This window comes from Paenibacillus oleatilyticus, assembly GCF_018998565.1.
In the GTDB taxonomy this organism is placed as follows: domain Bacteria; phylum Bacillota; class Bacilli; order Paenibacillales; family NBRC-103111; genus Paenibacillus_G; species Paenibacillus_G oleatilyticus.
Map to the genome: position 1 here is coordinate 251,218 of NZ_JAHNZO010000002.1, position 22,667 is coordinate 273,884.

Genomic DNA, 22,667 nt, shown 5'->3' on the forward strand with positions numbered 1-22,667 from the left:
GGCTTGGAATGTACAATATTTTGCTAGTGGACGATGAACCGCTGATTTGTCAAGGTTTGAGCCGGCTTTTGGCTACTTCGGGAATGAATATCGATCAGCTCTTTATCGCGCACAGCGGCTATGAAGCGATGGACTATATTCGCATGGAAGAAGTCGACCTGCTGATCACGGACATCCGGATGGGCGAAATGAGCGGAATCGAATTGATGCATCAAGCGAAAATGGCCAGGCCGTCGGTGCAATCGATCGTCGTTTCCGCCTACGAGACGTTTCAGTATGCGCAATTGGCGATGAGGTTGGGCGCGAAGGATTACTTGATCAAGCCGCTGAACAGCAGCCATTTTCTGGATACCGTACGCAATGTACTGCTCAAAATGAACAAAGCGGCTGCTGCAGCCCACGATGAATTTATTACCGAGCTGAGCGACCGGTTCCGGATGGAGGAGCCCGACCGGGCGAAAACGGAGGCGCTGAACCAGCTTTTGGCCGATCCCGATTCAGCCTGCGCTTCGGCGGACCGGCTTGTGCCGATGGCTTCCTTGCAAGGGCCTTATTTTGCCGTGCTTAAAATCAAGCTGGATGTCCAACCTTCCCCGGCAGGGAACCGGTTCCCTGAAAAGGATCTCGACTTATGGCAGTATGCCGTATTGAACGTGGCGAGCGAGCTGCTTGACGGGCAGTGGAACCATGTCGCTTTTTATTCGCCCGATCATGAGATTTCGATCATTTTGCAATGGGACGACGAAGCCTATGGAGATAAGAGCATCAACAAAATCAACCAACTGGACATGATTGGAAGATCGCTGCATGCGAATGTGCGGAAATATTTATCGCTGTCATGTGTGGTGGGCATAAGTCAGATTATGAAAGGAATCGAGTTTCTGGGCGCTTTGAACGAGCAGGCGCGGAAAGCGATCCGCTTTCACCGGGAGCATCAGGATCATTACGTGTTTTACTACGGCGATTTTAGCTGGAATCCGGCTTCCCATGAGGCGACCGAGGAGGAGCTGATCGTACATCACCATCAAATTGTGGATACGGCCAAGCAATACATCCACCGGCATTTTGGGCAAAAAGGGCTCACGCTTCAGGAGGTCGCTCAGCAAAGTCACGTGAGTCCGAATTACTTGAGTTATTTGTTCAAGAAAAAAACGGGCTACAACCTTTGGGATTATGTCGTGAAATTGCGAATGGAGGAAAGCCGGAGGCTCATTACAAGCACGGATATGCGCCGCTACGAAATCGCCGATAAAGTAGGGTATGAATCGCCGGAGCATTTCAGCAAAATATTTAAAAAATATTACGGCGTCAGCCCAAGCGAATTGAAAAAGTAAAATCGCCAATGATCCCGATAGGATTGCACATGTTCAATTTCCCTGCGCATTTTTACAATGAAGTCAAGACCTAGGAGAAATGAGGGAAATCGGCTGTGTATCAAGTCGTGAAAAGACATCTATGGGGTTATCTGTTTATTTTGCCGGCTGCCGTTATTTTCGGTTTGTTCTTATGGACGCCGATTGTCAAAGGCTTCGCTTACAGCCTGTACCACGTTGATTTTATGAAAGGCAACGCTTTTGTCGGCTTCGACAATTATGTCAAAGTGCTTCGCGATCCCGATCTCGGGCGCGCGGTGAAGAATACGCTGTATTATATGTTTCTAGGGCTTGTCATCGGCTTCTGGGTGCCGATCGTCTTTGCGATTGCCATCTCCGAGCTGAGGAGGTTCCAAGGGTTCGTCCGCATCGCCGCTTACTTGCCGAACGTGCTTCCCGTGGTCGTCTTGTACGGACTGTGGCGATGGATTTTCGACCCGGTCGGCCCGATCAATGCGGTGCTGAGCAAGCTGGGCTTCGAGCCCGTTTCGTTTATGACCGACACGAGCTGGTCCATGGCCTCGCTGGTCTTCATGGAAACCTGGCAGCAGTTCGGCGGCGCGCTGCTGATTTATTTGGCCGGCTTGCTGAGCATTCCCCGGGATTGGTACGAGGCGGCGGAAATCGACGGGGCCGGCGTCTGGCAGCGGATTCGCTACATTACGCTTCCTTCGATCAAAAGCCTGATTCTGCTTTTATTAATTCTGCAAATCATCTCGACCTCGCAGGGCTATCAATCCCAGTATGCCATGCTCGACGGCGGCCCCAACAAAGCGACGCTCACGTATGTTCTGCTTATCGTGAAGTATGCGTTTACAAGCCAGGATTACGGCGCGGCGTCCGCCTTGGGCGTGCTGATGTTTTTCGTGCTCGGCGGATTGGCTCTGGTTCAATCCAGGCTTACCGGCAGGGAGGGGGCTTGAGCATGAGCAAGCACGAACGCGGCATTCTTTCGGGCTACGATTTGCGGAACCGCTCCGTTCGGTTCGGCTATGCGTTCATGATCGCGGCAATCCTCGTCATGGTCTGCACCATGATCTATCCGATTCTCATTACGTTTTTTAACGGGGTCCGGCCCAATACGGAGATGAACTCGTTTCCGCCACGCTTTTTCCCTTCGGCGTGGCATTTCGAAAATTTCGGGCAAGGCTGGAATTATATCCATCTGCTGCTGTTCCTTCGCAATACGTTTATCATTTTCGCGGGCAATTTAATCGTGACAGTCGCGGTGCTGGGGTTGGCGGCATTTAGCTTGACGCACTTGAACGTGCCATACCGGAGGCAGATCGGCGCCTTTTTCTGGATTACGCTCTTTATCCCGCCGACGACCTACATTATTCCGAATTTTATGAATTTGAAGGAGCTCGGGCTGCTGAACCAATTTGCGGCCTTCTGGCTGCCTGCGGCCGCCAACGCTTTTTACTTGCTGCTGCTGAAAAACTTCTTCGGCGGCCTGCACCCGGAAATTTTCGAAGCGGCGAGAATGGACGGCGCGTCCGACGGAACCTGCTTTTTCCGGATTGCCTTTCCTTTGTCCGTGCCGATTTTTGCGACGTTATCGATCTTTATTTTTTCCGCGGTATGGAACGACTGGTTCTGGCCGTCGATCGTGATGCACAGCGACAACGGGTATCCTCTGGCGACGGCCATCTACAAGTATGTGCTGCAAGCCCGCAGAATGAATTTAAACCTCAAGTTCGCGATCTTGTTCATGGTGATGCTTCCGCCGGTCGTCGTGTTTCTTCTCTTTCAAAAGTTTATTCTGCGCGGCGTGCAGCTGGGAGGAGTGAAGGGCTAGCGGGCGCGATGGCTGAATCGTAAACCTGCGCATAATCCGAATAGGAATACGCCTCGTTTCGGAGGAAGGGCCCGATTAAGATGGAGGTTAGCTGCACATTCATCATTTGGAAAGGGGAATTCCAATGCGCGAGCGCAACGCTTTATTCGCATCATCGATGTCACTTTTTATGCTAGGTTTCATGCTCACCGCATGCAGCCCGGACGCAAGCCCGGCCACCGACGGCGGGAACAATTCAGCTTCGTCCGGCAAGAAAAAAATTACCATCAGCGTCTACTATCCGACGCCCGATCTGGTGGAAAAGCGGGCGCTGGAGGACGATAAAATCCGCCGGTTTACGGAGAAGTATCCGGACGTGGAAATCGTAAAAAGCGACTGGCACTACGATCCGAACCAGATCGGCATCAAGATGGGCGCCAACGAAGCGCCGACCCTGTTCAACACGTATGCGACGGAAGGAAAGTTTTTGGCGGAAAAAGGATGGGCGGCCGACCTTACGGGCCTATTCAACGCATATGAGTTCAAAGATCAGATGAACCCGATTTTGCAGCAGCAATTCGTCATCGGCGGCAAAATTTACGGGATCGCCCAGCAAGGCTATGTGACCGGCACGATCGTCAATAAGAAGATGCTGGAGGATAAAAAGATCGCGGTACCGCCGCTCGACTGGACGTGGGACGATATGTTCAACACGGCCAAGGCGGCAGCCGATCCTGCGAAAGGGATCTCCGGCATTGCTCCCATGGGGAAAGGGAACGAAGCCGGGTGGAACTGGACCAACTTCCTGTTTGAAGCGGGGGGAGACATTCAGAAGGTAGAGGGCGGCAAAGTCACGGCGCTCTTTCATTCCGAGGCGGGTGTGAAAGCGCTGCAATTTTACCGAAGCCTGGCTTGGGAGGCGAAAGCCATTCCGAAGGACTGGGCGCTCGGTTGGGGCGACGCTGTCGGAGCTTTTGCCCAGAGCCGGACGGCCATGGTGATCGCCGGACCGGACGGTCCGATCGATCAGGCGCTCAACCAGGGCGGCATGAAGCCTGCCGATGTGCTCTTTTACCCGATGCCGTCTGCGGCTAAGGGCGGCAAGCATACCGGCGTACTCGGCGGCGATTATCTCGTCATCAATCCGAAAGCGACGCAGGAGGAGCAAGAAGCGGCATTCCGTTACGCAACGTTCGACTACTTCTCGGACAAAGGGCTGGCTTCTATCGAAGCGAGCATCCAGCAGCGGAAAAAGGACAACAAATATGTCGTACCTCCGGTGATCGAGTACTTCACTTCCGATTCCGCTTACGGTAAAAAGGTGAAGGCCGTCTACGACAAATACGATAACGTCTATCAATACTCGCCTGACATTATGAAATACCTCGACGGGAAGCTGGAAGCGCAGTTCAATACGCAGGATTACTACGCGACCATGACAAGTGTCGTACAGGACGTCTTTTCGCGCAAAGACGCCGACCCGAAAACGGTGCTGGATGCGGCGGCGAAGCTCATTCAGGAAAAATATTACAACTCGATCAAGGTGGAATAACAAGTCGTTGCGAGTAGGGAGAGGTTGGTCGGGATTGATATCCGGTCAGCCTTTTTTGCCTGCGCAGCGGTGCCGTACGCCGGGGGCCAGCGGGGTGCAACGCGCGAGAGGTCCGTAATATTGCGCCTGATCTTCATAACATGCAACCTTGAAACGAAGGCGCGAAATATTAGAATGGTAATCAGCACAGCCGCTTCTGCAGCATCTTGTACGGCTATAGGCTGTCTATTCAAGGGGAGGGGAGGCACGGACAGACGGTAAGCTAAGCATGAAATCACTTGAGGGGAGGCGATAAAGAGCATTGAAGCAGAGGACGCGCAAGCTGGTTCTGGATATTGAATAAGGAGGCAGGCTTATGAATATGCCGTTTCGCTTAAAGGGAAGAAGAACGAATGTTCCGATGTGGATACTCGTTTTTTGTTTGGTGCTTACACAGGTCGGATGGGTCCCCGAGAAGGCTCAAGCCGCAACGAATTTGGCAGTAGGCAAACCGATTACCGCGAGCAGTTCCGTCGATGTCTATCATGCGGCGAACGCGAACGACGGCAATCCGTCGAGCTATTGGGAAAGCGCAAACAACGCTTTTCCGCAGTGGCTGCGTGTCGATCTCGGCGCCGTCAGCACGATCAACCAAGTCGTTCTTCGTCTGCCGCCCGCCTGGGAGAAGCGTTCCCAAACCTTATCCGTCACGGGCAGTACGGACGATGTCAACTACAGCACGCTGGCCGCTTCTTCCGCTTACTCGTTCGATCCCGTCGGCGGAAACGCCGTAACGATCTCCTTCGCGAATGCCGGCGCAAGATACGTGAAGCTGAATTTTACCGCCAATACCGGCTGGCCGGCGGCACAACTATCCGAGCTGGAAGTATACGGCCAAACGCCACCGCCACCGCCGGGCACCTATGAAGCAGAGTCAGCCCAATTATCGGGCGGCGCCAAAGTCAACACCGATCACGCCGGCTATACGGGGGCGGGATTTGTCGACGGCTACGGGAATCAAGGAGCAGCGACGCAGTTTACGATAAACGTAAGCTCCGCAGGCAGCTACAACGCCATTTTAAGATATGCGAACGCCATGGGCGGAGACCGCACGCTCAGCCTGTACGTCAATGGAACGAAAATTAAACAAACGACTTTGCCTTCCTTGGCGAACTGGGACACCTGGTCGACCAGGTCGGAGAGCGTGAAGTTAAACGCCGGCAGCAACACGATAACATACAAGTATGATCCCGGCGATTCGGGTAACGTGAACCTGGATCAGCTTCAGATCGCCGAAGGAACCGGATCGGAGCCAAGGTCCGCTTTTGCCACCATCGAGGCTGAAAGCTACGATAGTCAATTCGGCGTGGAGACCGAAAACGCCAGCGAAGGCGGATCGAGTATCGGTCATATCGATGAAGGGGATTATGTCGTCTATAAAAATATCGATTTCGGGACCGGGGCATCGATTTTTGAGGCGAGAGCGGCGAGCAATACTGGGGGAGGAACGATCGAGGTCCGTCTGGATAGCCTTACAGGCACGCTCGCCGGTACGTGCGTCTTGCCGGGCACAGGCGGATGGCAAACATGGATCACGAAATCATGCGGAATCCATACCATCAGCGGGAAGCACGACCTGTATCTCAAGTTTACGGGCGGCTCCAACCTGTTCAATCTGAATTGGGTTAAGTTTTTCAATCCGACGACTCCGATTCCGACAAGAGGCGCAAACATGCCTTACGATATTTATGAAGCGGAGGACGGCGTGATCGGCGGCGGGGCGGCCATCGTAGGTCCGAACCGCAATGTCGGCGATTTGGCCGGCGAGGCTTCCGGACGGAAAGCGGTGACCTTGAATACGACGGGCAGCTTCGTGCAGTTCACGACGAAAGCCGACACGAATACGCTGGTGACGCGCTTTTCCATTCCCGACGCTCCGGGCGGCGGCGGAATCCATTCCACGCTCAATATTTATGTCAACGGCACGTATGCCAAATCGATCGATCTGACTTCCAAGTATATGTGGCTTTACGGCAGCGAAACCTCGCCGGACAATTCGCCCGGCGCAGGCGCTCCAAGGCATATCTACGACGAAGCGAATATCATGTTCGATCAAACGATTCCTAAAGGAAGCACCATCAAGCTGCAAAAGGACCCCGCCAACACGACGACGTACGCGATCGATTTTATCAGCTTGGAGCAGGTTTCGCCTCTTGCCAATCCTGACCCGGCCAAATACGTCACGCCGGCCAACACGTCGCATCAAGCCGTCCAGGATGCGCTGGATCGGGTGCGTATGGACCCAACCGGCAAGCTCGTCGGCGTATATCTCCCTGCGGGTACCTACGAAACGGGCTCCAAATTCCAGGTCTACGGCAAACCGATAAAGGTTATCGGCGCTGGCCCCTGGTATACGAGGTTCGTGGCTCCGGCGAATCAGACGAATACCGATATCGGCTTTTATGCGGGCTCCGGCTCCAACGGCTCCACCTTCGCGAACTTTGCGTATTTCGGCAACTATGTTGCGCGGATCGACGGACCGGGGAAAGTATTCGGCTTCACGAACGTCGCCGACATGACGATCGACAACGTGTGGGTAGAGCATCAGGTTTGCATGTTCTGGGGGCAAAATGTCGACCGCACGGTGATCAAAAACTCCCGAATCCGCAACGTATTCGCGGATGGCATCAATTTTACGAACGGCAGCACGAACAATCTCGTCAGCAACGTCGAGGCCCGCGGAACAGGGGACGACAGCTTCGCTTTATTTAACGCCATCGATGCGGGAGCGCCGGATGACAATGCGGGCAACGTATTCGAAAATTTAACCTCGCTACTCACCTGGCGCGCAGCAGGCCTCGCGGTATACGGAGGCACCGGCAATACGTTCCGGAACATTTATATCGCAGATACGCTCGTTTATTCCGGCGTGACGCTCAGCTCTCTGGATTTTGGCTACCCGTTCCGGGGCTTCGGCGCTTCGCCGCAAACGACCCTCGAAAACATATCGCTGATCCGCACGGGCGGGCACTTCTGGGGAAATCAAACGTTCCCGGCGATCTGGCTGTTCTCGGCCTCGAAAGAGTTCCGCGGTATCCGCATAAAGGATATGGATATCGTCGATCCGACTTATCACGGGATCATGTTCCAGACGAAGTACAACGGTTCTTCTCCTGAAAATCCCGTCACGGACACGATTTTTTCCAACGTGACGATTTCGGGCGTCCGCAAGAGCGGGGACGCGTATGACGCCAAGTCGGGCTTCGGTATCTGGGCCAACGAAATTGAAGGAGGACCAGCCGTAGGCTCCGCCGTATTCAACAATCTGAAGTTCCTCAATATGGGGCCCGGCACAACAAATATCAAGAACACGACTTCCACCTTTAAGGTTACGGTCAACCCGTAAACTGAAAACAGACCTTTGCCGTACGTATGCAGGCGAAGGTCTGTTTTTTTCGCTTTTTATACGAAAGGTCAAATTTTAATCGTTTTGTGATCCATTTGAGCTTCAAGAACATCGTATAATGCCAATTTATAATTGATTTTATCTAAATTGTAGTAAAGCTCTTTTATTTTTTTCTCTATTTCTGATTTATGAATTAACATCATTTTTTTACGTATTGAAATCGTGTGATCTCCCTAGCAGCAGCGGCAATCCAGGACGTAATTTTCCAGTCCAAGGCTGCCGCTGCTTTCCATTTTCGAGTCATTCTAATCCGGGTTTATCGAATTACTACTGCATCCACTTTAAACGGCCAATCGCAACAAATAGGGCAAACGCTAAGAAAATGATGTTCACGACTATTTCTCCATACTCGCCGCGCATCATATGGAATACGGCACCGAAAAGCACGATGGCAGCAAGTCCGGCCGCGGCAATCGGCGTCAAAACAGGGACGATTTTTGTAGCTTGAGGCAAAATTAAACCTATTGCTCCAAGCAATTCCACTAGTCCAATAAAGAAAACAAGATCTTTGGGAACATCGCTTACCCATGTCCAGGACGTTTTTGCTGCTTCATACTGAAACGCCTTCAACCAACCGGAATAGACAAATCCTAATGCTAATATCCCTTGTGCGATCCATAACACGACATTCATGAATGACGCCAACTCCTTATCAATTTCATCTATTGCTATCCCAACCTAACTCACGATAATCCATACTGTTTTTTCTTCAATCGCCTCCTCTTGTGTCTATTGAGCTCTAGGTGCATAATAATCTATAGCAATCGCTTTAGGAAGTAGTTACTTAAAATAAACGTAGTATACAAAAAGAAACCTAAGGCCAGCAGAGAAGGGGAGGGTATAATCAAATCATGTCTACCTTTTGTAAATTCGAGACGGCGTTGGAGATCCTTGTCGGGAAATGGAAGCCGGTTATTCTGCTTCGCCTTTTTTCAAACGGAACCATGAGATTTAGCGAGCTTCAAAAAGCGATACCGGAGATAACCAAAAAAATGCTAACCCAACAATTACGGGAGTTGGAGTATCACGATATTGTTCATCGTGAGATCTATCGCCAAATTCCCCCCAAGGTGGAATATTCCATCACAGAATACGGTAAAGGGATGGAACCCATTTTGCAGGCGTTAAATGATTGGGGAGTAGCTCATATCGAGCATTTAAATGAGTTATACGGTCCGAATCATTCCGTAGAATCGCACACAAATGATGCAATGGAGAAATAGATTACGCTAACGGGTAACGTTAGAAAAGCAGCGGTAGTCTGGAACTTTATTTTCGTGTTCCGAGATGCCGCTTTCCCTTTTCTCGAGGGTCAGTCTAAAACTTGCCGCCTTGAACAGTCAGGCGATTTCGTTTCGTTTGCAGAATGTTAACAAAGATTGTGAAAACGATCACTACCAAAATTACCCAAAGTAGATAATAATATGAATTACGGGCCCTGATCATTGTAGCATTCGGGAAGGAGGCTTTCGGTGAACATTGCAGTCTGCGTCAAACAAGTGATGCTGCAGGAGATGGCGGACGAAAGCAAAGAAACGGACGGTGCAAGCCGGGAAGCGAGCCGGTTGGTCAACAACGCGAACGATTACTATGCCGTGGAAGAAGCGCTGAAATGGAAGGACCGGTACGGAGGGACCGTGACGTGCCTGTCGATGGGACCGGAAAAATGCCAAGAGCAGCTTCGCGACATCGCCGCTTTGGGCGTCGATCGGATCGTCCTGCTGTCGGGCCGGGAATTTGCCGGGGCGGATACATTGGCCACTTCGTATACGCTGGCGGCAGGGATTCGCAAATTGGGCGGTTTCCAACTCGTGTTGACTGGCGAGCAGTCGCTCGACGGAGAGACCGGCCAAGTCGGCCCGAGCTTGGCAGAGCAGCTCGGCATCGTGCATGTGGCGAACGTAAGCGAAATCTGCTCCGCGCATGACGACCGGGAAATGGTGGTCAAACGGGAGCTGGAGGATCGTGAAATCATGATCAAGCTGCCTTTGCCCGCGCTGCTGTGCATCCGCAAGCATATCAACCAACCGCGGATTCCTTCGGTTGTGGGCCTCATGAAGGCGAAGACGGCAAAAATCACGGTTTGGGGCCCGGACGATCTGGGGATAGAGCCGGAGCGGGTCGGTCTGAGCGGATCGCCTACCCGGGTCGTCGGCGTATACCACCCGGCCGGAAAGGAGCGGAAGGCCGACGGGGAAATCGTCCGCTATGCGGACAACCGGCAATGCGCAGCCCGCATTTTGTCCAAAATCGGGGCCTGCGACGACAAAGGAACAGGAGTTTTCACATGAGCCAAATTCGCATTCTTCCATCGAATTGCATCGGATGCGGAACCTGTGTGCAGCTTTGTCCATTTGAAGCGTTGAGCTTGGCGGAAGGTCAGGCACATGTCGACCACGACCGGTGCGTCGTATGCGGCTCCTGCGTGCCGGTATGCTCAGCGGATGCAATTGTCGACGATTCCTTGCCGGATGATTTTATGCCTGGAGATTCCATGGTCGACTGGTCCATACCGGACGAACCGGACGTTAAGCGTATCGTTAAAAGTAACGAAGCGTCGTCGTTTAGCGGCATTTGCGTCTATGCGGAGCATACCGAAGGAGCGCTCGTTCCTTCGGTGGCGGAGGTGATCGGGGCTGCGAGGCAGTTGACCGAAGGAACGGGGTTGCCCGTATCGGCTGTACTCCTTGGCAGCGAGGTCGGCCATTTAACCGGCGAGCTGCTGGAGCTGGGCATCGATGAGGTATGGCTGGTCGACAGCCCGAATCTGCAGCCCTATGCGGAGGATGCGGAAGCCCGCTGCATGAGCGAGCTGCTGGCCGAGCTGAAGCCGGCCATCGTGCTCGGAAGCGGTACCCGGCGCGGTCGCTCGATCTTCCCGAGAGTCGCCGCACGCTTGAATACCGGATTGTGCGCGGACTGTATCAGCCTGTCGCTCGATCAGGACACAGGCAACCTGGTTGTCACGAGGCCCGCTTACGGCGGCAGTATCGTCGCGAAAATCGTCATTCCGCACCAAAGACCGCAAATGGCGACGATCAAGGAGCACGTATTCCGGCCGGCCTCGAAAGTAAGCGCGCCCAGCGGCATCGTAAGGGATATGAGCTCGCAGATTCGCGTGTCCAAGACGGTGCTTGAAATTTTGGAAGTTGTGAAGGGGCGGGCGGACCCCGCTAATCTGCTGCAGGCCGATACGATTGTTGCGGTGGGGCGAGGGATCAAGAAGGCGGAGAACCTGCCGCTGATCTACGAATTCGCCGGAGCGATAGGGGCTAGCGTAGGAGCTACCCGGGCCGCCGTAGATCTGGGCTGGATGCATCCGTCCCATCAGATCGGCCAAACCGGAAGCATCGTGAAGCCCCGCGTCTATTTTGCCTGCGGGATTTCCGGGGCGCTCCAGCATACGGTGGGGATGGAGGAGGCGGAAACGATCGTTGCGATCAACTCCGATCCGAATGCGCCGATTTTCGATCTGGCCACCTACGGGATCGTAGGCGATCTGTTGGAAGTGATCCCGGCATTTATGGAGACGTTGAAAGCGGAGAAGCAGCAAACGATGATGTAACGAAGCAGACCTGATTGTACCTTTATGGAAAATGGAAAAGTACGGGAGGCGCAGACCGATGACGGTACGAGAACAAATTTCCGATTATATTCGCGAGCTGACCCACGAGCCTGTAACCGATCCTTCGCTGAATCTGTTCGAAGCAGGCTTGCTGACCTCGCTGGATGTGCTGGATCTGATTTCTTTTCTGGAAGAAACGTTTCGGGTGACCATTTCCGAGGATGACGTGAACATGGAGAGCCTCGGAACGATGAACGGTGTCGTGTCGCTGGTCGAACGGTTAAGGGCATGAAGGTAGCCATATGCTGATTCCCGACATGTTGTCCATGGCTGCGGCAAACGATCCGCAGAAGGAAGCGTTTATCGAGAAGCACAGGCGGTTGACCTTTCGGGAAGCCGACGAGGCTTCGACCCGGCTCGCGCGATTTCTGCTCTCTCAAGGCATTCGCAAAGGCGACCGGCTGGGCATTTTTTCGGCCAAATGTCTCGAAGAAATTATCGTCATCCTGGCGGCAATGAAGATGGGGGCGATCTTCGTCCATATCAATCCGCATGTCAAAAGCGAGCAGCTGCGTCATATTGTCATGGATTGCGGGATGCGGGCGCTGTTCGTTCATGACAGCAGAATCGGCGTTCTGAACCAAGCCGGTCTGGAAGAAAGCACCATCGAGCTGGTCGTAAGATTATCTCAGGCGCAGGCGCAGCGCAGAGACCGGTCGGAATACGAACATGATTATGCGCTGGAAGACATTTTGCGATGTGCGGATTTCGCGGGCGGCCTTCAGGCAGAAGTGCATGCAGATGATCCGGCAGCGATCCTATACACCTCCGGCTCCACCGGAAAGCCGAAGGGCATCGTGGTGACGCATCGGATTTTTAGCGAGGCGACAATCATCTCGGCGCAAGTTTTGGAAAATCGGGCCGCCGACCGGCTGATCAGCGTGACCCCGTTTTCGTTCGACGGCGCGCTCAGTCAATTGTTCACCATGCTGTATGTAGGCGGAACCTTGGTTTTGCAAGAATCCCTTTTCCCTCATGATATCGTGGAAACGATGCTTCGCGAGCAGATTACCGGCTTCCATGGCGTACCGTCGCTTTGGAGGATGCTCCTCCAAAAACACTCTCCATTGGCGAAGCACCAATACCCTCACCTCAGATACATCTCGATTATCGGCGAACCTTTTCCCCATGACGAGCTAATGAAATTAAAGGCTCTGCTGAAGCAGACGAAATTTTATATGATGTACGGCATGACGGAGGCATTTCGTTCCACGTGCCTGCTTCCCGAAGAGTTCGAACGCAAAATCCCGTCGGTGGGCAAGCCTTTGCCCGGCGTAGACATTACCGTCGAAGACGAGGACGGCCGCTTGTGCGGTCCGGGCGAGACCGGCGAAATCGTGCACCGGGGCGCGTTCGTCTCTCCGGGCTACTGGAACGATCCGGCGAAGACGAACGAAGTGTTCCGGGGCGGAGCGCTGTATACCGGCGACCTCGGAAAGCTTGACGAGGAAGGCTACCTGTATTTTGTCGGACGCAAGGACAAGATGCTGAAATCGCAAGGCTTCCGGTTCAGTCCGGAGGAAGTGGAGGAGCGCTTGTGCCAGATGCCCGGCGTGATCGAGGCTGCGGTGATCAGCAGGCACGATCCGGACAAAGGCGGCAGCTTGAAGGCGCTGGTCGTCACGGAAGAGGGGGTTACTCTGACGGAAAAGGAGGTCATCCGCTACTGCAAATCCGTTCTGCCCTATTACATGATTCCCGACACCGTCCATTTTCGCGAGCCGCTGCCCAAGACCGCCAATCTCAAAATCAACCGGTCCGAATTAAGCTAATTCAGAAAGGGGAACCCAACCGTGAAACGGTGCACCTTATGCGTGATGCCCGAAACCTACCCCGGAATCACGTTCGATTCCGAAGGCGTCTGCTCCTTTTGCCGCAAGCAGAGCGGGAAACAGCCCGTTCCGTCGCTCCCCAAGCTTCAGGCGAAGCTGGATGAAATCATCCGCGAATGCAAGGCGCAGAACCGGAAGTACGATGCGCTGGTTGCCTACAGCGGAGGAAAGGACAGCACGTTCCTGATTCATACGCTCAAGGAAAAGTACGGGCTTCGCATGCTCGCTGTGACGCTCGACAACGGCTTCATGTCGGAATACTCGTTTGTGAACATGCGCAAGGTGCTGAACCGCTTGAATGTGGATCATACGATTGTCCGGCCCCGGTACGACCTGATGAAGCAAATTTTTTTGCAGAGCTCGGCGCCCGAGGTTTACCCGACCCATCTGACGCAATTCGGCAGCGGCATCTGCATCTCGTGCATCCGCATCGTGACGAACATGTGTTTGCGGGTTGCGATCGAAAAAGGAATTCCGATGGTCATGCTGGGTAACAGCCCGGGGCAATTGATTCAATCCGAGAACGAAATCATATTTCAGGACAACAAAATTCCGTACGAGCTGCGCAAAAATTTGTTCAAGCCGCTCGCGGAGCGCGTGGGGGACGACGTGTATACGTATCTCATGCTGGATAAGGATGAATACAGAACGAACCCGTTTCCTTTTACGATCAACGCATTCCCGATCATCGGATACCAGGAGGACGAAATTTACCGTACGATCCGGGAGCTGGGGTGGACCAAGCCGGAGGACGTCGATCCGAATTCGACGAATTGCCGGTTGAATTCGCTAGGGATCGTCAAGCACAAGCAGGTTCATCGTTTTCATCCGTACGATTTTGAAATGAGCTTGCTGGTGCGGCAGGGTATCATTACCCGGGAAGAGGCGCTGAAGCGCGTCGAGGACCCGGAGGAAAAAGCGCTGCTGCTCGCCGAGCAGGTGGAGGAGCAATTGCTGAGCTAAGCGTGGCCAATTCACGTTATGGGGCGGAGGCTGCTTATGGCTACTCATGAGAAAATTTCCGAGCTGCTGGACGCCAATCCGGATATTTTGCGATTGCTCGTTGACAGCGAGACGTTATCCGACGCCCGCAGCCGGATGTTCGGCTACTTGAACGAATGCGAGGACAAGGTGCGGCGAGCCGACTGCCCGCTGCATCCGCTGGAGAAGAAAAATACCCGGGACTGCATCACGGTTTTCAAAAGCATTATTTCGGAAAGCAACGAGCACAAGACGAAGCACAGCTGCCTGGACACCTTATGGAAGCTGGCTGCCGAGCATTGGCGGCGGCAGGAGTGGCCCGAGGTGACGGATGCGTTTCTTGTGGAAATGAAGCATTTGTTCAAGGGGGTGATCGGCCTTTCGGGAATATATTCGAAATCGGGTATTTGCAAGCGCGAGGTTCCGGCTTTCATGCATCTGGAAGGGCGCGAGGCGGCTGTCGTTCGGTCCGAGCTGCTTAACGTGAAGGCGGACCAGTATGCGGGATTTATCCGCAAGAACGGTTATAAAACCGGGCTGGACGACGAGGTCGTCCGGCGCAGACAGGAGCACCGGCAGCGAATTTTGCAGGCGCTGGGAGCGACGGAGCAGGACTGGTCGAATTACCGCTGGCAGTTCAAGCACCGCTTCCGCGATGCCGGCAAAATCGGCGAAATCATCGAGCTGACCGCCGAAGAGAAGGCATGTATCGATGCGGCGATGGCGCAGGGGATTCCTTGCGAGATTACACCGTTCTACCTGTCTTTGATGGACCCCGATCCCAAGGCGGACCGGCATCGGCACGACCGGAGTTTGCGGGCGCAGGTCATTCCGAACCGGATCTATCTGGACAAAATGCTGGAAGCCAGGCTGCTCCCGAAGGAAGAGCTGGATTTTATGCACGAGATGGACACCTCGCCCACCGACTTTGTGACCCGAAGATATTCGCAGATCGCGATTGTCAAGCCTTACCTATGGTGTCCGCAAATCTGTATCTACTGCCAAAGAAACTGGGAGCTGGCGGAGGATTCCTGCGGCAAAGCCGATCCGGCGATTCATAATTTATCGGAAGCGTACGAGTGGTTCCGGGCGAACCCGGGCATTAGCGAGGTGCTCATTACGGGCGGGGACCCGCTGGCCGTCAGCAACGACAAGATCGCGTCCATTTTGCAGACCTTCGCGGAAATGAAGCACATCAAGCGCATCCGCATCGGCACGCGGACGCTTGTCACGGCGCCCATGCGCTTCGACGAGGAGCTGCTGGCGATTTTGCGGACGTATCACCGGCCTCCGGAGCAGACGATTACGCTGGTCACCCATGTGCAGCATCCGTATGAAATTTCGCAAGAAATGGCGGACGCGATGCGAAAAATCAAGACGCTCGGCATCGACGTGTATAATCAGCAGGTGTTCACCATGCAAAATTGCCGGAAGTTCGAGACCTGCTTTTTGCGGGAATCGCTGAAGGGGATCGGCATTTCGCCCTACTATTTGTTCAATCTGAAGGGAAAAGAGGAGACGGCGGACTTCAAGGTGCCCGTGGCCCGGCTGCTTCAGGAGCAGAAGGAGGAGGCGCGGTTAATGCCGGGGCTGGTGCGGACCGACAAACCGGTGTTTAACGTGCCTACGCTCGGGAAGAACGAGCTGAACGCTTGGCAGGACCATGAGATCATTATGATTTTGAACGACGGGAGCCGGATTTACGAATTTTACCCTTGGGAAAAATATATGGCCCCGGTCAATACGTACGTGTACAAGGATACGCCGATATACGATTTCCTGCGCCGATTGGAAGCCTTGGGGGAAAATCCGGACGATTACAAGACGATCTGGTATTATTTCTGACTTCTGATCCGCCACACGGAACCGAAAGGAGGGAACCCCAATGTGCGGCATTTGCGGAGCGTACCACTATGGGAAGGAATCGCCCGTCTCGGAAGCGGTGCTGAACCGGATGAACGAGGCGCTGGCGCATCGCGGTCCGGACGGCGAGGGCGTGTTCGTCGATACGTTTATCGGGCTCGGGCACCGGCGGCTGTCGGTCATCGATCTTCAGAACGGCAAGCAGCCGATGACGAACGAGGATCATACCGTCTGGGTCACCTACAACGGCGAGATTTACAATTTCCGCGAACTGAAGCGTGACTTGGAGAACAAGGGCCACCGTTTCGCGACGGATTGCGATACCGAGGTCATCGTGCACAGCTATGAGGAGTATGGCCCGGACTGCGTGCGCAAGTTCAACGGCATGTTTGCTTTTGCGGTCTGGGACGAGAAGACGGAGACGCTTCTTCTGGCCCGCGACCGGCTGGGGGTCAAGCCGCTCTACTACAGCTTGTCCGATAAAGCGCTGCTGTTCGCGTCGGAGGTCAAAGCGATCCTGCAGCATCCGGATATCCGGGCGGAGGCGGAACCGGCGGCGATTCCCGAATATTTATTCTGCACGGCGCTTTTGAACGGGCACACGATGTTCAAGCACATTCAATCCGTTCCGCCAGGCCATACGCTGCTGTTCCGCAACAAGACGAAGCGGCTTATTCCGTACTGGGATATCGCTTTGCGGCAGTCGGCGGAAGAGCCTCAGACGTTCGGAGATTACAAAGAGCATACGCTCGCGCTCCTTCAAGAGTCGGTGCGCATGCGGCTGATGAGCGACGTGCCGTTCGGTTCCCTGCTCAGCGGAGGGCTGGACTCCAGCTTAATTACCGCCCTCGCTGCGGGGCATGCGTCCCACCGGCTGAAAACCTTTTCGATGGAGTACGGCAAGAACAGCGAGGTGGCCGGGGCCAACTCGGATACGATCTACGCCCGGCTGATGGCGGACGCTTTGCAAACCGACCATAAGGAATTTATTTTCCGGCCGGAGGACTACCACGACATGCTGGAAAAGACGACCTGGCACGTGGAAAAGCCGGTCGATCTGACGACCCCTTCCGTGTACCTGCTGTATCAGAGGTTAAAAAGTGACGTCACGGTCGTCCTGTCGGGCGAAGGGTCGGATGAGCTGTTCGGCGGATATTTCTTTTTCCTGAATCACAAGCCGGCAAGCCAGCTTACGGAGTTCCCTTGGGCGCCGTATCTCCAAGAGGTGTCCGGCCTGCTGAATCCCGACGTCGCCAGACAAACCCGGTTCAGGGAGAACGTGTCCTCGGCCTTGCGCGACATGACTTCCCGGTTCGAGACGGACGACGAGCTGAACAAAGTGCTGTACTTGTTCATCAAGCTCTATTTGCTGGAAATGCTGGAAAGGCAGGACAAAACGAGCATGGCTTGGGGCATCGAGGCGAGGGTTCCTTTTCTCGACTACCGGATCGTCGACTATGTGGCGAATATTCCTTCGGCCTACAAGCTCAAGGACGGCAAAGAGAAAATCATCCTGAAAGAAATCGCCCGAGAACTGCTGCCGAAGGAAATTGTTGAGCGGAAAAAGCGGCCGTTCCCGTTCCCGGTCGATCCGAAATCGGTCGTCGTCCAAAAAAACATCGCCAACGAGCTGATTCAATCGGGCAATTCCAAAATTTCCGCTTACTTCGACAAACGGGCGGCGAACGATTTTTTCAACAAAAAGAACGGGTACGAGCACATGGACAATCTGGCGATTTTCAGAACGTCGCACGCATTGATCGCGCTGGAATGCTGGCACAAAACGTTTGGAGTGTGAGGATATGGAACTGGAATACGGGGAAGTGCGGAAGGCGGTTTTTGATACGGCCGAAACGTTCATTAAGCGGAAGGTCCGGCCCATCGCCAGCGAAACGGATGAGCGCGAGCAATTTCCGCTGGACAATATTCGGGAAATGGGACGCCTCGGTCTGCTGGGCATTCCGTATCCGAAGGAATACGGAGGTTTGGAGCTGGACTATGCGACGTATACCGGCTTCGTGAAGGAGCTGGCCAAGGCATGCGCCTCCACCGCCATGACCGTCGTCGCGCACACCAGCTTAACCTGCAACCCGGTCAGCGCCTTCGGCACGGAAGAGCAGAAAGCGCGCTATTTGCAGCCCATGCTCTCCGGGGAAAAAATCGGCGCCTTCGCGCTCACGGAGCCCGGCAGCGGGTCGGATATGTCGTCGATGCAGACGAAGGCGGTCGAGGCGGAAGATCATTATGTGCTCGACGGTTCAAAAATTTTTGTGACGAACGGCAACTACGCGGATTACTTCATCGTTCCCGCCAAGACGGCGCCGGAGAAGAAGCTGCTCGGCATCAGCGTATTTTTGCTGGAAAAAGGGATGCAGGGCCTGTCCACCTCCGGGAAAAAAGAGCGGAAGCTCGGGATGCGAAGCTCCGATACGGGCGAGCTGATTCTGGACGGCGTCAAGGTTCCGAAGACCTGCCTGATCGGACGAAAAAATTTCGGTCTGGACATCCTGCATCAGACGCTCGTCAGCGCCAGACTGGGGATGGCGGCGATCGCCGTCGGCATCGCGGAGGAAGCGAAGCAGTACTGTATCAGCTACGTCAAGCAAAGAAAGCAGTTTGATCAATATCTTTACCATTTTCAGTCGGTGAAAAATATGTTGGCCGATATGGAGATGAACATCAATGCCGCCGATCTGCTGCTGCAAAAAGCGGCCCGGATGAAGGACAACGGCGAGAAATATGCGAAGGAGGCGTCGGAGGCCAAGCTGTTCGCCTCGGAGGTCGCGACCCAAGTGACGAAGGATGCGATCCAGCTGTTCGGCGGGTACGGCTACTCCAGAGACCTGCCGCTCGAGCGATTTTTCCGGGATGCGAAGCTGACGGAGATCGGAGACGGAACGTCGGAAATTCAACGGTTGATCATTGCGGACGAACTCATTAAGCGAGGGAGCCGCAGCTCTTAAGGAAACCAGGACGAAAGGATGAATCTCATGACGAAACGGGCAAAACGCAAGTACCCGGCGATCACGCGTCAAAGCGAGCAGCGGAGCTATCCGCTTTCCTTCCAGCAGGAGCGGGTGCTGTACCTCTCCGAGCTGCTGCCGGGCAGCACGCTGTGGAACAAAATTTCCTGCAAGCGCGTGACGGGGGACATCGATCCGGAGGCCTTGCGCCAGGCGGTGGGCGACTTGATTGGGCGGCATACGGCGCTGCGGACGAGAGTGAGCTATGAGAACGGCGCTCCGGTTCAAACGTTCGATCAAACGCTGGAAGTTATTTTCCAACGGATCGACGGTTCGTCGGAGGAGGCGGAGGTGCAGGATGAAGCGGCGTTGCGGAAGCTGGCGGACGTGTGCCGGGAGCCGATGGATGTGAGTGGCGACCCGCTGTTCCAAGTGATCGTCGTGCCGATGGGAGGCGCGGGAGCAGCCGAATGCCTCATCATTTTGAAGCTGCACCATATTATTTCCGACGAGACGACGTTCCAGCTCCTTTGGCACGATCTAAAAGCATTCTACAACGCGCGAATGGGTGTGACCGACGGAGAAGAGCTCAAGCCGCTCGCGGTCGATTACGCGGATTACGTGCACTGGCAGCGGGCGAATTTCGACGAGGCGCATACGCAGGAGCAGGAGGCTTATTGGCTCAAGCAGTTTCAAGGAGAGCTGCCGGTGCTTGATCTGCCGACGGATTTCCAGGAGCCTGCGCAGCTCAGCTTCCGGGGAGCGCTTGAAATCCGGGCGCTGCCGGCTGATCTGGTGAAAAAGCTGCGGTCGCTCTGCATGCGGCATAAGGTGATTCCTTTCTCGGCGTTGCTGTGCGCTTATTACGTGCTGTTGCAGAAGTGCTCCCGCCAGCAGGACGTCGTGGTCGGGACGGTATTTTCGGGAAGGCAATACAGCTCCAGCCTGGCCCAGGCCGCCGGCTTCTTCGTCAACACCGTGGCGATTCGGATGGAGGTGGATGGGGAAGCGGCCTTTGACGAGCTGCTGAAGCGCGTGCACGACAAAGTCGACGAAGCGTACTACATGCAGGATTATCCGTTCGAACGGCTGATCCAGAAGCTGAACCCGGAGCGGCGCAGCGTGCGCAATCCGTTATATCGCGCCATGTTCAACCTCGTCAGCTCTGCCAAGGAAAAAGCGACGTTCGCCGGTGCGGAGGAGGCTTGGGAGGAGCCGGTGCTGGATGCGACCCAGGTGGACCTGCTGCTCAACATCCATCAGCAGGATGACGCGATGGAAATGCGGTTGGAATATAATACGGACCTGTTCCGCCGGGAAACCGTCCGGCACTTGATGGAGCTTTACGTAAACCTGCTGAGGAAGCTTGTGGAGCATCCCGAGGTGCAAGTGAAAGAGCTGGATATGCTGGACCCACAGGAGCGCAAGAAGCTGCTGAGCGAGTGGACCCGGACCGAGGCGGACTATCCCCGCGATGTTTGCGTTCACGAGCTGTTCGAAGCGCAGGCGGAGAAAACGCCGGAACGCGTCGCGCTGGCCTTCGGCGAGCGGACGATGACCTACGGGGAGCTGAACGCCCAGGCGAACCTTCTAGCCCGCACGCTGCGGGATCACGGAGTCACCGCCGAAAGCGTCGTCGGGGTGATGACGGAACGGTCGTTTGCCATGATGATCGGCATCCTCGCGGTGCTCAAAGCCGGGGGAGCATATCTTCCCATCGATCCCGGGTTCCCGGAGGAACGCAAGCGGTTCATGCTGGAGGACAGCGGAGCCCGCGTCCTGCTTGTTCCGTCCGGCGAGGCCGAAACGGCGAAAGGCCAGCCTGTTCCGACGCTTGCGATCGATGAGAAGACCGAAGGGGATAGCTCAAATCTCAGCCGTGTGAGCGTCCCGAGCGATCTGGCGTATATCCTGTATACGTCGGGCTCGACCGGAAAGCCCAAGGGGGTTATGGTGGAGCACGGCTCGCTCGTCAATACGCTGGCCCATTTGCAGAGATCGTTTCCTTTGGAGCAGGAAGACGCGTATCTGCTCAAAACGTCGTTTACCTTCGACGTGTCCATGAGCGAATTGTTCGGCTGCTTCTTTACGGGCGGCAAGCTCGTCATTCTGGAGCCGGGAGCCGAGAAGGAACCGGCGAGAATCATCGAGACGATCCGGCGTCATCAAGTGACGCATATCAATTTTGCACCGTCCATGCTGCAATCGTTTATGGGTGTGGCCGAGAGCAAGGATGCTGCTCCTGCTCTGCAAAGCTTGAAATACGTGTTCGCCGCCGGAGAGGCATTAGGCACTCATACGGTCCGGAAATTTTATTCCATGGGGCTGCAGGTGCAGTTAGTCAATCTGTACGGTCCGACGGAAGCAACGATCTATGCCACGGGCTTCGCTTTCACGGGCGGCGAAGAGCTGCACCGGGTGCCCATCGGGAAGCCGATAAGCAACATGCGGGCGTACATTGTCGACGAGCATATGAACTTGCAGCCGGTCGGAGTGGACGGCGAGCTCTGTCTAGCCGGGAAAGGGCTGGCGAGAGGCTATTTGAACCAGCCGGAGCTGACGGCGCACAAATTCATAGACCATCCGTTCTGCCCGGGCGAGAAGCTGTACCGGACAGGGGATTTGGCCCGTTGGCAGGAGGATGGAAATATCGTCTTCCGGGGGCGGATCGACCAGCAGGTCAAGCTGCGGGGCTTCCGGATCGAGCTGGAGGAAATCGAGAAGACGCTGCTGCAGCATCCGTCGGTACGGGGCGCTGCCGTTGCGGTGAAAGAAGATTCGTCCGGCCTCGAAAGTCTCGTCGCTTATGTCGTGACCGATGAGGAGAAGCCGGATGAGGAGTGGACCGGGCATCTCGGTCGTTGGCTGCCTGCCTATATGGTTCCGGCCCGCTACATGAGACTGGAAAAACTGCCTTTAAGCACGAGCGGTAAAGTGGACCGCAAAGCGCTGCCGTCGCCGGAAGCCGCCTTATCGCCTCAACCGGCGGAAGAAGCACCTGTGACGGAAATCGAGAGAAAGCTGATCGAAATTACGGAAAACATCCTGAACATGCAAGGCATCGGCGTGAACGACAATTTCTTCCGGCTGGGCGGCAATTCCTTGTTGACGATCCGGTTCGTTACCGAAATCGAGAGCGCGTTCCAGATTAGCTTGACCTTGATGGATTTTATCGATTTGCCGGTGATTAAGGACATTGCCAAAATCATCGAGCCTATGCTTCCCAAGGCCGTACCGCAAGCTTAGCGACAGGGAA

Annotated in this window: 16 protein-coding genes; 15 read left to right on the forward strand and 1 reads right to left on the reverse strand. The window is 54.8% G+C overall.

All coding sequences use genetic code 11. From position 1 onward, the window contains the following. Positions 1 to 8: 8 nt before the first annotated feature. The 5 genes from KQX66_RS04385 (at position 9) to KQX66_RS04405 (ending at position 8,087) form a co-directional block, all read left to right on the forward strand. Positions 9 to 1,334 carry a response regulator transcription factor gene (locus KQX66_RS04385; RefSeq protein WP_216790207.1) on the forward strand — a complete coding sequence of 442 codons (1,326 nt, stop codon included), beginning with the start codon at positions 9 to 11 and terminating at the stop codon, positions 1,332 to 1,334. A gap of 95 nt (positions 1,335 to 1,429) precedes the next feature. Then, entirely contained in the window at positions 1,430 to 2,296 is an 867-nt protein-coding gene (locus tag KQX66_RS04390) for a carbohydrate ABC transporter permease (RefSeq protein ID WP_216790210.1), read from the forward strand. Between the two features lie 2 nt (positions 2,297 to 2,298). Continuing rightward, a complete protein-coding gene (locus tag KQX66_RS04395; protein WP_216790212.1) occupies positions 2,299 to 3,171 on the forward strand; it encodes a carbohydrate ABC transporter permease in 873 nt (290 codons plus the stop codon). Between the two features lie 124 nt (positions 3,172 to 3,295). Further along, positions 3,296 to 4,702 carry an ABC transporter substrate-binding protein gene (locus tag KQX66_RS04400; RefSeq protein ID WP_216790215.1) on the forward strand — a complete coding sequence of 469 codons (1,407 nt, stop codon included), beginning with the start codon at positions 3,296 to 3,298 and terminating at the stop codon, positions 4,700 to 4,702. A gap of 355 nt (positions 4,703 to 5,057) precedes the next feature. Further along, positions 5,058 to 8,087 (forward strand): carbohydrate-binding protein, encoded by a 3,030-nt coding sequence (locus KQX66_RS04405; protein WP_216790217.1) that lies wholly within the window; start codon positions 5,058 to 5,060, stop codon positions 8,085 to 8,087. Positions 8,088 to 8,414: 327 nt separating this feature from the next. Here KQX66_RS04405 and KQX66_RS04410 read toward each other — a convergent pair whose 3' ends face one another. Next, positions 8,415 to 8,780 (reverse strand): DoxX family protein, encoded by a 366-nt coding sequence (locus KQX66_RS04410; RefSeq protein WP_216790219.1) that lies wholly within the window; start codon positions 8,778 to 8,780, stop codon positions 8,415 to 8,417. 218 nt (positions 8,781 to 8,998) lie between these two features. On the opposite strand from KQX66_RS04410, the gene KQX66_RS04415 reads away from it, so the two are divergent. From KQX66_RS04415 to KQX66_RS04460, 10 genes are all read left to right on the forward strand, one after another. Then, positions 8,999 to 9,370 (forward strand): winged helix-turn-helix transcriptional regulator, encoded by a 372-nt coding sequence (locus KQX66_RS04415; protein WP_216790222.1) that lies wholly within the window; start codon positions 8,999 to 9,001, stop codon positions 9,368 to 9,370. A 249-nt stretch (positions 9,371 to 9,619) separates the two neighbouring features. Further along, positions 9,620 to 10,438, forward strand: a complete 819-nt coding sequence (locus KQX66_RS04420; RefSeq protein WP_216790224.1) for an electron transfer flavoprotein subunit beta/FixA family protein — start codon at positions 9,620 to 9,622, stop codon at positions 10,436 to 10,438. Further along, positions 10,435 to 11,712 (forward strand): electron transfer flavoprotein subunit alpha/FixB family protein, encoded by a 1,278-nt coding sequence (locus KQX66_RS04425; RefSeq protein ID WP_216790226.1) that lies wholly within the window; start codon positions 10,435 to 10,437, stop codon positions 11,710 to 11,712. The genes KQX66_RS04420 and KQX66_RS04425 overlap by 4 nt, the downstream gene beginning before the upstream one ends. A 58-nt stretch (positions 11,713 to 11,770) precedes the next feature. Then, positions 11,771 to 12,004 carry a phosphopantetheine-binding protein gene (locus KQX66_RS04430; protein WP_216790228.1) on the forward strand — a complete coding sequence of 78 codons (234 nt, stop codon included), beginning with the start codon at positions 11,771 to 11,773 and terminating at the stop codon, positions 12,002 to 12,004. A gap of 10 nt (positions 12,005 to 12,014) precedes the next feature. Next, positions 12,015 to 13,544, forward strand: coding sequence for a class I adenylate-forming enzyme family protein (locus KQX66_RS04435; protein WP_216790231.1), 1,530 nt, complete (start codon positions 12,015 to 12,017; stop codon positions 13,542 to 13,544). A gap of 21 nt (positions 13,545 to 13,565) precedes the next feature. Beyond that, a complete protein-coding gene (locus KQX66_RS04440; RefSeq protein WP_216790233.1) occupies positions 13,566 to 14,567 on the forward strand; it encodes an adenine nucleotide alpha hydrolase family protein in 1,002 nt (333 codons plus the stop codon). Between the two features lie 36 nt (positions 14,568 to 14,603). Continuing rightward, positions 14,604 to 16,430 carry a KamA family radical SAM protein gene (locus KQX66_RS04445; RefSeq protein WP_216790235.1) on the forward strand — a complete coding sequence of 609 codons (1,827 nt, stop codon included), beginning with the start codon at positions 14,604 to 14,606 and terminating at the stop codon, positions 16,428 to 16,430. A gap of 40 nt (positions 16,431 to 16,470) precedes the next feature. Then, complete coding sequence (gene asnB, locus KQX66_RS04450; protein ID WP_216790237.1) at positions 16,471 to 18,246, forward strand: asparagine synthase (glutamine-hydrolyzing); 1,776 nt, start codon at positions 16,471 to 16,473, stop codon at positions 18,244 to 18,246. Positions 18,247 to 18,250: 4 nt separating this feature from the next. Then, the gene (locus KQX66_RS04455; protein ID WP_216790239.1) at positions 18,251 to 19,411 is read left to right on the forward strand and encodes an acyl-CoA dehydrogenase family protein; all 1,161 of its coding nucleotides are present in this window, start codon (positions 18,251 to 18,253) and stop codon (positions 19,409 to 19,411) included. A gap of 27 nt (positions 19,412 to 19,438) precedes the next feature. After that, positions 19,439 to 22,657 carry a non-ribosomal peptide synthetase gene (locus tag KQX66_RS04460; protein ID WP_216790242.1) on the forward strand — a complete coding sequence of 1,073 codons (3,219 nt, stop codon included), beginning with the start codon at positions 19,439 to 19,441 and terminating at the stop codon, positions 22,655 to 22,657. Positions 22,658 to 22,667 lie beyond the last annotated feature (10 nt).